Here is a 13,837-nt window from a genome sequence, read left to right on the forward strand (position 1 = left end):
ACCGAAATGTCGTTGCCGCTGCCCGATTTCAGCGGCTTCCACCCCGCGTTTCTCGATCACAGCGGAAGCGAGCCAACGCCGGAAGGTGATGTCCGTCGCGCGTTCTAGTGTCGTATGACGACACCAACTGCGAATACCTGTTCGGCGAGCAGATCGACGAAAAGCTGGACGCGGGAGTCGACATCGTATCGGCGACCTACGTCACGCCCTATCCACCGGGCTTCCCGGTCCTGGTGCCCGGTCAAGTGTTCAGCCGCGAAATCTTGCAGTTCATGCGTGATCTGGACACCAAGGAAATCCACGGTTACGAACCGAACTTCGGCTATCGCGTGTACACGGAGAAGGCGATCGAGATGGTCGGCGCATCGGTTGGGCTTACATCCAACGGCCACGGCGCCACGGAGTCTACGGCCGCCGAGGCGCCGGAGAAACCGGCGAAGAAGAAGCCGGCGAAGCGCGGTGGGAATGGTCACGAGCGGCACCTTCCCGAGGTCGGTCAGGATGAGCTGCTCGGCCAGCAGCAACCCGGCGACGCAGTGCGAGCCGAGTCAAAGTCCTAGCGCCGACGTCAGAGGATTTTTTCGAGCAGGCTCTTGAGGTCTTTTTGCTGTGCGGCGGTGAGGCGGCCAAGGCGCTTGTCGAATGCGCCTGATAGCAGCGCGAGGCCGTCTCTGGTTATGTCACGTCCGGCCGGGGTGAGCAGCAAGCGATGGCGCCGCAGATCGGCTGGGTCGATCTCGCGGCGCATGAATCCGGCGCCCTCAAGCCGTTTCAGGTAAACCGTCACCGTCGCCTTGGGCATGTTCAGTATCGCTGCAAGCTCGGCAGGGTAGGGATGCTCGCCGACTTCCGCGAGCAGGAACAGCTCCTTGCAGTCGAGCCCCAACGCGCCGATGTCGGCCTCGACGCTGGAGATCACCGACAGCAGTAACCGGTAGTTCAGCGACCAGATCTTGGCCGCGTCGGCTGCAGGCATCGACTTGCTTGCCAGATAGTTCAGAGATAAACTAGTTTAGAAGTATACAAACTCATAAGTGAACAATCTACCAGAAAGCGACCACTATGCCTCTGGATCACTACGTGACACTCGGACGATCCGGGTTGCGCGTCAGCCCGCTGTGTCTGGGAGCGATGACGTTCGGGGAAGACCTCGGCTGGGGCACCGGTGTGGAAGAGTCCCAACAGATCATCGACCGATACGTCGAACTCGGCGGCAACTTCATCGACACCGCCAACTTCTACACAAGGAGCCACTCCGAGAAGATCATCGGCGACCACATCGGGCGGCACGCCGCCCGACGCGATCGCCTGGTGATCGCGACCAAATTCAGCGGCAACCTGTATCCGGGTGATCCCAACGCCGGTGGCTCGGGGCGTAAATCACTGATCAGCGCCTGCGAAAATTCGTTGCGGCGCTTGCAAACTGACTACATCGACCTGTACTGGCTGCACATGTGGGACGCGAATACCCCCATCGAGGAGACTATGGCCGCACTCGACGACCTCGTTCAGGCCGGCAAGGTGCGCTACATCGGTGTTTCGGATACCCCGGCGTGGAAGATCGTTGAGGCAAACCTGATCGCTCGTTTCCGTGGATGGTCGCCATTCATCGGGCTGCAAGTCGAGTACTCGCTGCTGGAACGCACCATCGAACAAGAGCTGGTTCCCATGGCGAGCGAATTCGGCCTCGGAATCACGCCGTGGTCACCGCTGAAAAGCGGTGTGCTCAGTGGCAAGTACACCCGACGCAGTACTGGGGAGAACAAGCCCGATCGCGGCGTGATCGTCGAGGCTTTCCTCAACGAGAAGACCTACGCGATCATCGACGAACTCGAGGTCATCGCGAAAGCGCATGAGACTACGGTCGCCAGTGTGGCCCTGGCCTGGGTCCAGGCACAGCCGGCCGTGACGTCGGTCATCATCGGGGCACGCAGGCTCTCGCAGCTCGATGACAACGTCGGCGCCGTCGACGTGAAACTCACGGCCGAGGAGCTGGCCCGGCTGGACGCACTCACCAAACCGACTTTCGGGTTCCCCCAAAGCGTGCTGACAACCGCGCACAGCGTCATCAACAACGGAACAACCGTCAACGGTGTCTCTGCGCCGATCTCCGAGTATGTGATACCTGAAGGCGTCAAGCCCTATTGAGACGAAGCCGCTCACACGTTGAGGACATCGGTTGACGCGAAGCGCCGAATCAGTTCCCGCGATGGCTGTCTCGTCGCAGCCGTACCGTTCGACTGACCGCGGTTGCAGATGCCAGCACCGTCATCACAGCGAGAATAATTGCCGAAGCCGCTGTGGATCCGGCTACTGTCAACAACAGCGGTAGGCCGAAGCCGACGTAGCTCACGGTGTAGAACGCTCCGGTGAGGGCACCGCGTACCCGTTGCGGCGCTGCGGCTTCCAAATCAATCAGGCCCTCGCGTAGACATAGGCCGGACGCGCACCCCAGGATCACCAGTAGCGGAAGACCCAACGCCAGCGGCATGGTTGGTGGCGCCGCCGCGGTTCCCGCGTAGCCGAGGGCAGCGAGCACTGCGCCCACGGTACCGGCTTGCGGACCCCAGTCACGCGCGCGAGCGACCACTTGAATAAGCCCGCTAACGCCGTTGACGATCAGCGCTGCCGTGCCCACGGCCAGGGAGGCCGCGAGCCCGACGTGCATACGCGCAGGGATCGTGATGAAACCGATTGTCGCCGAAGCGAACACCCACGGTGCCAGTGGCATGGCCCAACTCAACGCCGACGCACCGCCCTGCCGCGTTGGCGTGGACTGCTCCAAGTCATGCGCTGTTGCCGGCGCGGTCTCGTCAGCGCCCTGCGCCGCCATGACCGCGATCACGATCGCCACCACGACAATCGCCGCGGCAATCTCGAACGACACCCGAACGCCGGCTTGTCCGGCCGCGGCGATCACCCCGGAAGCAAATGGGCCGATCGCGAAACCGACGATCAACACGGCTCCGGCAGTGGCTGCGCCGGCGGGACCTTTCAGATCGGAGGCCCACGCGGTGCCTGCGGTCATTGCAAGACCCACACCGACCCCGACGATCAACCGCCCAACCAGCAATGAGTCGGATTGCTGCGAGAACAGCATCACCAGCGTGCCCATGAGAGCAATTGCCGACCCGATCCACACCACAGGCCGGCGCCCAAGCGCGTCCGATGCACGCCCTCCGATGAGTAGCCCTGGCAACAGTCCCACCGCGTAGATCCCGAAAATCGCATCGAGGGTGGCCACGCCGAGATGTTGACGATCACTGATCAACGGCATCAACGCCACGAAGTGGCTGGCGACCCACCCCGTTGCCAGCAGCACAGCCAGCACGCCGAGGAACAAGGCCTGGTCCGCGGTGGTCCCGCCGCAGCCACGCTTCATGGCCAATGTTGGCGACGACCAGCTCACTGGACTTCCTCCCGAGGTCTCTGCGCACGCCTGGATTGAGCAGCCAATGTCGGCCGCGGAGTTATTCCCGCTAGTGAATTAATTGAAGAGCAGTCGGACCGGGCTCTCCAGGCCTAAACTGACCCACTGCTCTTCACACCACGCCGCGGAGTCGGTCCGCAGAAGCAACCTTGGGAGACACGATGACAGGGTTTATGAACGTCGATCCGGCCGCCGCGGCTTTGTCGGGTGTCACGGAGATGGTCATCAGCGGCGAGATGGAGGCCAGCACTGCGGCAGGGTCGGCGGCGCTCATCGCAACAAAGCCGATGGTGCTGACCTCAGACGACGCCGCCTTCACCGGCACTCTGAACTCTGCGGGTGCGGGCTACCTCGGTGCGGCGCAGACACATGTCGGGCAACGGACTGCCTACGCGGGCGCGCAAAACCTCTCCGCGATCAGCTACGTGCTGCAAGAACTGATGAGCGCCACAAGCGTCGATAACATCTTCTAACGGGACGACATGCCCGACCCACTATGGTTCGGTCCACCCGAAAGCGTTGCTGCTCTCCTTGAGGCCAGCGACCCGTCAACGATAGTCGCCAATATCGCGGCTTGGCTTGCCGAGGCGATCCAACACGAGCTGTCTATGGGAATGTCGGTGGCCAACATCGGCGCCACCCTCAGCCAGTGGATGGGCGTCGGCGGTGCCGCATACGGCATGAAAGGAAGCGAGCTCAACTTTCTCGGGCTCGAGCCGCTGGCGGCGCACTGCCTGAAACACGTAGCGATCGGGCAGGCCGCGGTGGAGGCTAATACCGTCGCCAGGTCCGCGGTGATACCCGCGATCGTCTGCCAGACCAACCGCGACGAAACGGCCGCGTTGTACGCCAGCAATATCTGCGGTTGCAATACCCCGGCAATCGTGGCGAACGAAGAAATGTACTGGGGGAACTTCACCCCGCAGAACATGAACATCGGCCTGACGTATGGTACCGCGCTGAACACGCTGACGAGCTCGATTGTGTCGACGCCCCCGCCGATCACGCCAGCGGGGATGTCGCCGGCCGCCCCGGTCGAGACCGTCACTCAGTCGGCGGCCGACACCGGACTGCAAGCGTCTTCCGGGCTCGGCGACGCCGCCGGGCAGGCGGCACCGCCGGCCGCCGGCATGACCGATCCGCTGCAGTCGCTCATGGGGTCGGCGCAGGGCCTGCTGTCGGGCGCCACCCAACCGTTGCAGGAGCTGAGCAGCGCCCCAACACAGGCTCTGCAGAGCGGGACCCAGGGCATGTCCGGCTTGATGCAGAGCTTCATGGGCGGCTTCTCCCCGATGTCGCCGAATGCCGCGGTTGAAACCGCCGCCGCCGAGCTGGCTGCACCGGTCGGGGCCGGCGGCGGAGCGGCCGGCAGCCTCGGCGGCGGGGCTGGCGCTATCGGGGCTGGATATCCAGGTGCAGGGCTGACCAGCTTTACCCGTCCCGCCAGCACATTCTCGCCCGAGACCGCCGGCCGGCCAACCGGGCTTCGGCCGAGCGGTGTTCTCAATGCGGCCGATCTTCGTGGCCCGATCACAACTCCGACGGGTGGCGGCGCAATTCCGATGTCGCCAGCGACCGCGGGGATGCTGGGTCGGGAGAACGGAAGCGCGGACAAAGACAAGGTGACGCACGCGCGCATTGTCGTCGAGCGCGACAAACAGGATGTCTAGTAGCCGGCGCGGTGCGGGCCATCCGCCCCGACTGTCGCCAAATCAGCTGCTCAGCGGCCGATTCCGGACGATGGCTTGGATTGACAAAAGCCGAAGTGACAGCTGCCGCGAAGTCACTACACTTCATGCAATGCTCCGCATCCTCGGGGCCGGTCCAGATTATTAAAGGGAGACGCAAATGGTAGATGTGGCACCAGGGGGTTCCGGGTCGAAAACGGTGGTATCGCTCGAACCGATCGATGCCATGATCCAGCGGGCTGACCACCTTCTGGCAGAAGCACAAAATCTCGGTCAGCAATACCTAACCCAGTCGGGCGACATCCTGCACGTGGGATGGGACGGCCAGGCTTCGCAGACGTCATACGCTGTTGCGGGCCAGGTGGAAGCCGACCTTAATCAGGCGCTCGCGGCCAACATGGAACTGCACCAGCACCTTGCCGATGCCAAAGCGCAATTCCTTGCCCAGCAGGCCGATTCGGCCCATCACCTGGCTGGCGTGCATCCTGGCGCAGCCCCGTCGTCGCAGATGTAATTCGCGCCGTTCGATCGAACTTGAATCCCAGAGACGCACTCGCATAAGGAGTTACAGATGACAATTTCGTACCACTACGGCATGGGAGAAGAGCTTTCCCACAACATGGCTGTGCAGGCCCAGATGCTCCACGAGCATGCAAATGACCTTTTGACCGCTGGTAACGCGTTGGTGTCTGAAGGTTTTCAGGGTCTGGGTGGTAACGCCTACATCGAGAGCCTTAACCGGCTGTGCAACGCGGTGTTCGACATCGCCGACACCATTACCCGGCACAGTGGCGCCGTGACGGCCTCATTCCACGGCGCAAACGCCACCGACACAGCGGCTGGACAATCGCTGAGCATCTAGGCCTCGCATCTCGCTGACCGCGGGGCGCGCGCGGTCGTGCGCCCCGCGGTTTGGCTTGGAGGATCAACATGTTGACCACGACCATTGACGGGCTGTGGGTGCTGCAGGTACTCACCGGTATTGAAGTGCTGGCCCCGGAGCTGGGCTTACGACCGATTCTGCCCAGCGTTGAGACGCCACAGATGGCGCTTGCGCACCCGATCGCTGCCGAGTTGCGAGATGTCTGCGTGATCGACGAGGCGGGGCAGGTCGACGCCACTGTGCGGGAATGGCTGACCGTGCTCACCCGCCGGGACGTCGCCCTGATGATCCACGTGTCCACGCCCGGCGGTGGTGATATGCCCGCCAGGGCATTGCTTGCCCGATTTGCGCACTGGTGGGTTGCCTTAGAACGATCGGAGGACCTGGTCCGCATTAGTGGAGCCGGCACCTCGAATACCGAATCCGCGGCGAATGACATCCTCAACGCCCAGATCGAGCGGATGTGCGGGACGCTGGAGCCGGCGCCGCTGCAGCCGGTGACCGTGGACATCGACAGGGTGATGGACGGCGTAAATGGTCAGGAAATGCTGCGCGAGCAACTACTCCGCGAGCGATTGGACGGGGACCAGCTCCAGATCCTGATGATGGCCGCAGACCTGCGCCGGACGGCGCGCGCCTTCATCGTCGCCATCCAATCCGGCGTCGACTCCGGTCAGCCCACCCGCAAACACATAGAGCAGAGCGTGGTCACCATCGCCGACACCCCGGAGGGCCGGCTCATCGGCGAGCATTTCGTGTCGGACGGGAAGAGATGGATGATCATCGCACCCGGCACCAGCTCCAGCATCGCGACTGCGGTGAACCGGATGATGCGGCGCCTTCCCGCGAATGAAGAATGGCATTCATACCGAAAGGTTGTGTAAGTGATGGGTATCGCGCGCATGCTAGCATCGGCATCGTGACAAATCCGTGGAACGCGCCGCCCAATTCGACGGAGCAAGGCCGGCAAACGCCGAGACAACCTGCGGGTTCGCGTCCTCAGCATCCGGACTCCGTTTCGGAAACGTTGCGCATCTCCGATATGGTCGCACCGCGCAAAATTCCACCCGCATCAGGCTGGCGCAAGTTCATATATGCCGTGTCGTTCCAGACCGTAAATCTCGGTGAATCGCCGGCCGAACGCCATTTACGCGAATTGCAAGGGCGGATAAGGCGACACATCCGCAAGCAGTACGTCGTCGGGGTAGTCTCCGGAAAGGGCGGCGTCGGCAAGACCACGATGACCGCGTGCATCGGCGCGGTGTTTCGTGAGTGCCGACCGGAGAACGTGGTTGCCATCGACGCAGCACCCGGTTTCGGAACCCTGGCCGGGCGGATCGACGAATCCCCGCCGGGCGACTACGCCGCCGTTTTAAACGACACCGATGTCCAGGGCTATGCCGACATCCGGGAACATTTGGGGCAGAACAGCTTAGGTCTCGATGTGCTGGCGGGTAACCGGGCATCCGACCAACCGCGGCCGCTGGTGCCGTCGATGTTCACCGGGGTGCTTTCGCGGCTGCGTCGCACCCACAACGTGATCGTGGTGGACACCTCCGACGACCTGGAACACCCGGTGATGAAGGCGGTATTCGACGCTTGCGACACGCTGGTCTTCGTGTCGGGGCTGACCGCCGATACTTCGTTGCCGGTGACGCGATCTATCGATTTGCTGCGGGCGATGGGTTATCACGAATTAGTGTCGCGCAGCATGGTGATTCTGAATGACAGCCGCAATAAATACGATTCCGATGCCCGCGCTTATCTAACCGAGCGTTTCGGGCAATCAGGTGCGACAGTCGAGTTCATGCCTTTCGACCCGCATTTGGCCAAGGGCGGAATCATCGATACGCAACATGAATTGCACAAGAAAACACGGCTGCGACTGTTCGAGATTAGTGCGGCGTTGGCGGACAAATATGTTCCGGACGCCGACAGGCCACGGTAATGGCGAAGGTCGCATTCCCGGCGCGTTGCGCAGTTGCGCTGGTATGCGGCGAACACCTTGTCTCTCAAGTCTATCCGGCATCGGTGCCGGTGGAGGTGTTCGTCGACAACATCGTTGAGTTGCTCAATGATGAACTCAAGCGCCAGGGTCTGACCGGGTTGGAATCCGGAGTCGGCTACGAGCTGCACAAGGTCAACGGTGTGCGGCTGGACGTCACCAAAACCCTCGATGAACTAGGCGTGGAGGACGGCGCCACGCTGGTGTTGGCGCGCGCAGTCGAGGGCGACTCGTTCGAGCCGCAATACGAGTCCCTATCCACCGGACTTGCCCGAATCGGCAAGAACCTGTTCCACCCCGTAACAGCCGACACGGCCGCTCACACGGCGCTGGCCATCCTGGCCATGATTTCTGCGTCGGTGATCGGATTGGCTGTGCGTAACCGCACTGCTGGCGGCTCGATCGCGCCTAGCGTTGTGACGGGCGTTCTCGGCCTACTTGCCATAGGTGGCGCGGGCGCTGTGGCGCAGTGGTGGCCGCATCGCGCTGACCTGGTCGGTGGGTTCGCGTGGCTTTCGGTGCCGCTGCTTGCGGTGAGCCTGGGTGCCGGAGCTCCCGGCGCCCTCGGGTCAGCGCATCTTTTCATCACGGCCCTCGCGGCTGGGGTGCTCACCTGCGGGGTGGCGGTCATGACCCGACGTCACATCAATGTGGCGGCGACGATAGTGACCCTGTGCGGGTTGGGCGGGGTAGTCGCCGCCGCCCGGATGTGGCGGCCGGTTCCTGCCCAATGGCTGGGCATGTGCACCCTGGTCATTCTGCTGTTCCTGCTGACCCTGGCCCCCACGATCGCGCTCTGGGCGGCCCGGATCCGGCCGCCCTACTTCGGGTCGGTCACCGGCCGCGACCTGTTTCGCCGCAGCGCCGGACTCCCGGTTGACGCGGTGTCGCCGGTGGACGAGTCCGCCGAGGAGGAGCTGAGCCCGGACACCACTCCTCGCGGGGCGCAGATCGCGGCCGCCGCCGTGCGCGCGAACAACGTGTTGACCGGGATTTGTGTGGCTGCGGGACTGACGCTGCCCGCCGCGGTGTGGGCCACGCTGATGCCGGGTCATAACCGCAGTGGCGCTGCCGCGGCGCTGGCCGGGCTGTTCGTGCTCATCTTCATCAGTCGCGGACGGGCGTTCGCCGACAAGCGGCAGGCCACTGCGCTGGTGTGCGGGGCCGCGGCCGCGGTATGCGTCGGCGTCATCAAATACGTCCTGCACGGGCCGGCCGCATCGGCTGAGTCGGTGCTGTGGGCGGCATTGGTTCTGGCCGGCTTCGGCGTTGCCGGTCTGGCCGCGGCGCTGTTGGTGCCGATCACCAGGTTCACCCCGCTGGTCCGGATGATCGCCGAATGGCTGGAAATCGTGGCGATCATCGCTGCGCTGCCGCTGGCCGCCTGGATCGGCGGGTTGTTCACCTGGGTGCGCATGCGATGAGCGATCGGGGCACGCGCGTCTCAGCGTCGGCGGCGCTGCGGATCTCCGCCCTCACGCTCGTTGGCCTGCTGGTCGGCTTATCGACCGGTCTTCCTGCGGCGCAGGCAATTCCGCGCCCGAGCGTTGACCCTGGCCGGGTGCCTGCGGACGGCAAGCCGGCTCCGGATCAGCCGATGCGGCAAAGCAACATCTGCGCGCGAACCATTACCGTCGCCGATCCGAACGTGGCCGTGACCGCGCCGGGTTTCACGATGCTCAACATCGCCAAGGCCTGGCAGTACTCGACGGGGAACGGGGTGCCCGTCGCCGTCATCGACACCGGTGTCAACCCCAGCGCTCGGCTGCCGGCAGTCGCTGGTGGGGACTACATCATGGGCAGCGACGGATTAATGGACTGCGACGCGCACGGCACCGTGGTGGCGTCGCTGATCGCCGCCGCGCCGCAGGGCACGCCGATGCCCGCCCCGATGCCCGCCGCCCCGGCGTTCGCGCCGCCGGCGGGCACACCGCCGATCAACGCAGCACCACCACCGCCCGGCGGACCACCACCACCAATCGCACCACCCCCGCCCCCATCGCCGGTGACAATCACCGAGACCAAACCGGCTCCGCCGCCACCGCCGCCACCTCCGCCTCCCGAAGACGAACCGTCAAATGGGCCCGGCGATCCGGCGCCCGCGCAACCGGACGACCCCGAGGTGCCGCCGCCTCCGCCGGGAGCGCCGGACGGGGTCGCCGGGGTGGCGCCGCACGCGACGATCATCTCCATCCGTCAGTCCTCGCGGGCCTACGAGCTGGCCAATCCGGGCGGCGGCGACTCGGAAGCCCGGAAGAAGGCCGGCACTGTTGCCACGCTGGCCAGCGCGATCGTGCATGCAGCCAACATGGGCGCCAAGGTGATCAATATCAGCGTTACGGCGTGCGTCTCGGCGGCTGATCCGTTGGACCAGAGCGCCATTGGCGCCGCCGTCTGGTACGCCGCGACAGTGAAGGACGCGGTGATCGTCGCGGCAGCCGGCAACGAGGGCGAAGACGAGTGTGCCCAGAATCCCGGTTTCGACCCGTTGGACACCTCCGATCCGCGGGACTGGCATCAAGTCAAGACGGTGTCTTCGCCGTCCTGGTTCTCGGACTACGTGCTGTCGGTGGGAGCGGTCGACAACACCGGCGCACCGGTCAGCAAGAGCCTTTCCGGCCCGTGGGTGGCGGCCGCGGCGCCCGGCGTCGGGATCATGGGACTGTCGCCGCAGACCGGCGCACCGGTGAACGCCTATCCGCCGATCCGGCCGGGTGAAAAAAACATGCCGTTCTGGGGGACAAGTTTTTCGGCCGCCTACGTGAGCGGGGTCGCCGCGCTGGTGCGTGCCAGGTATCCGGGGCTATCTGCCCACCAGGTCGTCAACAGGATTCTGCAGACGGCGCATAACCCGCCGCGTGGTGTGGACAACCAGGTTGGCTACGGAGTCGTGGACCCGGTCGCCGCATTGACGTTCAATGTGCCACCCGGGGACCGCCTCGCGCCCGGGGCCCAGAGCCGACTGATCGTGCCGGTCGCACCGCCACCGCCGCCGGATCACCGCGCCCGCAACATGGCATTGGCGTTCGCCGGTGTAGTGGTGGCCGCGGTGCTGATCGCCTCGCTTGTTGCACGGGCTCGGCGAGAGCGATGAAGGCCACGACAAGACTGGCGATCATCGTCGGTGTCCTCGCTACCGGCATGGTCGGCTGGGCGTTGGGCGGATATCCCGGCGCCGCAGGAGCTTTGGCGCTCGGAGTGGCCGCCGGCGTGATCCGCTGGCGTCGTCAGCCGCTGTGGTCGTGGCTGATGCTGTGGCGCCAGCGTCGTCGAGCGACCACCTTGAGCGAGCCCATCACGGTGGCCAACGACCGTTCCGGCGGTGGAGTCCGGTATCAGGACGGCGTCGCGGTGGTAGCCGTGCAGCTGCTCGGCAAGGCGCATCGACCGACCCTGTTGACCGGGTCCACAGCGACGTACACCGAAAACACCGTCGACGTCGCCAGCCTGTTGCCGCTGCTGCACCAGAGCCTGGGTTTGGCGATCGAATCGCTGAGCGTGGTCAGCGTAGGGGTGCGGCGGCGGAGCAGCGGCGACTACCCGCGGGTCTACGACACCTTGATCGGCACGCCGCCTTATGCAGGACAGCGGGAGACCTGGCTGATCGTGCGGATCGCGTCGTTCCCCAATGCCGAAGCGCTGCAATGGCGTACCTCGGTGGGCACCGCGACGCTCGCTGCGGCGCAACGGATCAGTGCCGCGTTGCGGCAGCACGGCCTTCGCGCCAAGGTCGCGACCGCGACGGACATCGTCGAATTGGAACGACGGCTGGGTTCCTCCGCGCTAAACGCACAGCACCAGCGGTGGCGCACGGCGCGGGGCGAGGGCGGTTGGCTGACGACCTATTGGTACCGGCCCGGCGACATCACTGCGGAGAACCTGGAGCACGCCTGGGCGCTGCGGGCCGACGGGATCATCCAGAACATCACCGTCTTCGCCGACGGCAGCATCACGGCAACGGTGACCGTGCGCACCGCACAGCCGCCGACAGCTCCACCGAGCGTGATGCTGAAGACGCTGCCGGGAGAGCAGGCGCGAGCGATCGCCGGCAACCTGTGCGGACCGATGCCGACGTTGCACAGCGTCCGTCGCGGCGTTCTGGCGCAACCGCTGATCATCCCGATCGGGCCCTCGGGCGTCCTGCTGGGCAAGGTGGACGCCGGTAACCGGCTGATGCTGCCGCTGGACGACCCGGGAGAGTTCAGTCGGGTGCATATCGCCGCACAGGACTCGTTGGCCAAACGAATCGTGGTGCGGCTGGCCGGCGCCGGCGAGCGGATAACCGTGCACACCCGCGATCAGCAGCGGTGGGCCAGTGTGCGGATGCCCGACATTGCCGTGGGCGATCAGGTCAGACCGATAGCCGGCACCACGGTGAGCGTTGTCGACGGCACCGTCACCCCCGCGCCGCGGCCGAACACCCTGATCTCGATCGGGGAGCCGGGAACGCCCTACCGCGGATCGGCCGATGTGCTGATCACCCAGATCGGCCCTGCGACCGTGGACGTGACGGCCGCTGGACAAGTCAATACGGTTGAGGTCGAGTTGTTCAGGGCCGAGAATCGTTACATATCGTCAGAGCCGACGACCCTGAGGACAACCGAGCTCGAACCGGTGGATTAGACGATGACTAGCAGCAGTACCACTGCCGCCGCGCGCAAGCAGTTCGACCAGGCGATGGCGTCGTTCGACAACGACGTGTCCGCCGCCCGGGCGCGGTTTCGCGAGGCGACCGAAATCGACCCGTCGATGGCCGATGCGTGGCTGGGCCGGATCGCCGCCGGCGACGAGGCGCTGTCGACCCTGCAGCAGCTGTACGCCTACGGGGCACGGCTGCACCGGGAGACCAACCGCCTGGGCATTCGGCTGTCCGCGTCGATCAAGGCCGGGCCGTATCTGGCGATCTCGGTGACGGAGTCATCACACGCGGGGTTGGCGCTGGCCAGTGCGCTGGTCGATGACGGTCAGTACGAGAAAGCCGAATCGCTGCTGAAAGATTCGACGCTGCTGGATACCTGGGAGAACCACCAGTGGCAGCAGTATGTGCGGGCGTATCTGATGTTCGCCACGCAGCGCTGGCCTGACGTTATTTCGGTGGCAGCGACCATACTGCCGCCGCAGGCCATCATCATGTCGGCGGTCACCGCGGCCACCAATGTGCTCGCGGCGCATGCCGCGGCCCATCTAGGGCAGGGACGTGTTGCGCTGGACTGGGCAGATCGGGTCGATCTGCGTGCAGGACACGTTGGGGTGGGCGAGGCCCGCCGCCACCAGCTGATGGACACCGCAGTAACAGCGATCGATCCGAACGAATTTCCTTTGATCGCAGCCGATCTCGCCTATGTGCGAGGAATGGCTCACCGCCAGCTCGACCAGGAGGACAAGGCGCAGGTCTGGCTGTCGAGGGCGACGATCAACGGGGCGCTGATCGAGCCGGCCAAGGAGGCGCTGGCCGACCCGAACCTGCAGCTGGTGGTCACCGACGAGGAAACCATCAACACCCGCAGCAATAGATGGGACGTTAGCACGGAGCGCTCCGAACAGGAGCGCCACGAAGAGCACAACGAAGAGCGGCGGGAAGAGCTGCTGGATGAAGGTCGTGCCCTGCTCAACAACCAAGTCGGGCTGAGCGAAGTCAAACGGGCGGTGGCCGAAATCGAGGACCAGATCGAGGTCCGGGCCCTTCGGATGGCGGCCGGTCTGCCGGTGACCAATCAGACCAATCACATGCTTCTCGTCGGCCCACCCGGAACTGGAAAGACGACCACAGCCGAGGCGCTGGGAAAGATCTACGCCGGGCTGGGCATCGTGCGGCATCCCGAGATCATCGA

General features: G+C 64.7%; 14 protein-coding genes. 12 read left to right on the forward strand and 2 right to left on the reverse strand.

Going from position 1 to position 13,837, the window contains the following annotated elements; translation table 11 throughout:
- The first annotated feature begins 107 nt into the window (after nucleotides 1-107).
- Entirely contained in the window at nucleotides 108-560 is a 453-nt protein-coding gene (locus ACLQI9_RS21395) for a hypothetical protein (protein ID WP_442392141.1), read from the forward strand.
- Between the two features lie 8 nt (nucleotides 561-568).
- Here ACLQI9_RS21395 and ACLQI9_RS21400 read toward each other — a convergent pair whose 3' ends face one another.
- Nucleotides 569-976, reverse strand: a complete 408-nt coding sequence (locus ACLQI9_RS21400; RefSeq protein ID WP_442385108.1) for a MarR family winged helix-turn-helix transcriptional regulator — start codon at nucleotides 974-976, stop codon at nucleotides 569-571.
- A gap of 86 nt (nucleotides 977-1,062) precedes the next feature.
- Between ACLQI9_RS21400 and ACLQI9_RS21405 the strand changes: the two genes are divergently transcribed.
- Complete coding sequence (locus ACLQI9_RS21405; protein WP_442392142.1) at nucleotides 1,063-2,148, forward strand: aldo/keto reductase; 1,086 nt, start codon at nucleotides 1,063-1,065, stop codon at nucleotides 2,146-2,148.
- Between the two features lie 49 nt (nucleotides 2,149-2,197).
- Here the strand turns inward: ACLQI9_RS21405 and ACLQI9_RS21410 are convergent, their stop codons facing one another.
- On the reverse strand, nucleotides 2,198-3,382 hold the full coding sequence (locus ACLQI9_RS21410; protein ID WP_442392147.1) for an MFS transporter: 1,185 nt from the start codon (nucleotides 3,380-3,382) through the stop codon (nucleotides 2,198-2,200).
- 209 nt (nucleotides 3,383-3,591) lie between these two features.
- Between ACLQI9_RS21410 and ACLQI9_RS21415 the strand changes: the two genes are divergently transcribed.
- The 10 genes from ACLQI9_RS21415 to ACLQI9_RS21460 all read left to right on the forward strand — a co-directional run.
- Nucleotides 3,592-3,903 carry a PE domain-containing protein gene (locus tag ACLQI9_RS21415; protein ID WP_442385106.1) on the forward strand — a complete coding sequence of 104 codons (312 nt, stop codon included), beginning with the start codon at nucleotides 3,592-3,594 and terminating at the stop codon, nucleotides 3,901-3,903.
- Between the two features lie 9 nt (nucleotides 3,904-3,912).
- On the forward strand, nucleotides 3,913-5,100 hold the full coding sequence (locus ACLQI9_RS21420; RefSeq protein ID WP_442392143.1) for a PPE domain-containing protein: 1,188 nt from the start codon (nucleotides 3,913-3,915) through the stop codon (nucleotides 5,098-5,100).
- A gap of 178 nt (nucleotides 5,101-5,278) precedes the next feature.
- A complete protein-coding gene (locus tag ACLQI9_RS21425) occupies nucleotides 5,279-5,632 on the forward strand; it encodes a hypothetical protein (protein WP_442385102.1) in 354 nt (117 codons plus the stop codon).
- A gap of 57 nt (nucleotides 5,633-5,689) precedes the next feature.
- Nucleotides 5,690-5,980 (forward strand): hypothetical protein, encoded by a 291-nt coding sequence (locus tag ACLQI9_RS21430; RefSeq protein ID WP_442385100.1) that lies wholly within the window; start codon nucleotides 5,690-5,692, stop codon nucleotides 5,978-5,980.
- Nucleotides 5,981-6,048: 68 nt separating this feature from the next.
- Nucleotides 6,049-6,885, forward strand: a complete 837-nt coding sequence (locus tag ACLQI9_RS21435; RefSeq protein WP_442392144.1) for an ESX secretion-associated protein EspG — start codon at nucleotides 6,049-6,051, stop codon at nucleotides 6,883-6,885.
- Between the two features lie 35 nt (nucleotides 6,886-6,920).
- Nucleotides 6,921-7,949, forward strand: a complete 1,029-nt coding sequence (locus tag ACLQI9_RS21440) for a MinD/ParA family ATP-binding protein (RefSeq protein ID WP_442385096.1) — start codon at nucleotides 6,921-6,923, stop codon at nucleotides 7,947-7,949.
- On the forward strand, nucleotides 7,949-9,430 hold the full coding sequence (gene eccD, locus ACLQI9_RS21445; RefSeq protein ID WP_442392145.1) for a type VII secretion integral membrane protein EccD: 1,482 nt from the start codon (nucleotides 7,949-7,951) through the stop codon (nucleotides 9,428-9,430). The genes ACLQI9_RS21440 and eccD overlap by 1 nt, the downstream gene beginning before the upstream one ends.
- Nucleotides 9,427-11,100: a type VII secretion-associated serine protease mycosin gene (gene mycP, locus ACLQI9_RS21450; protein WP_442385092.1), complete on the forward strand. Its 1,674-nt coding sequence runs from the start codon at nucleotides 9,427-9,429 to the stop codon at nucleotides 11,098-11,100. The genes eccD and mycP overlap by 4 nt, the downstream gene beginning before the upstream one ends.
- Nucleotides 11,097-12,629, forward strand: coding sequence for a type VII secretion protein EccE (eccE, locus tag ACLQI9_RS21455; RefSeq protein ID WP_442385090.1), 1,533 nt, complete (start codon nucleotides 11,097-11,099; stop codon nucleotides 12,627-12,629). Before mycP ends, eccE begins: the two co-directional genes overlap by 4 nt.
- A gap of 3 nt (nucleotides 12,630-12,632) precedes the next feature.
- The coding region (locus tag ACLQI9_RS21460; protein WP_442392146.1) for an AAA family ATPase at nucleotides 12,633-13,837 on the forward strand (1,205 nt) is incomplete at its 3' end.

Origin of the sequence: Mycobacterium sp., from assembly GCF_052143115.1 — a bacterium.
GTDB lineage: Bacteria > Actinomycetota > Actinomycetes > Mycobacteriales > Mycobacteriaceae > Mycobacterium.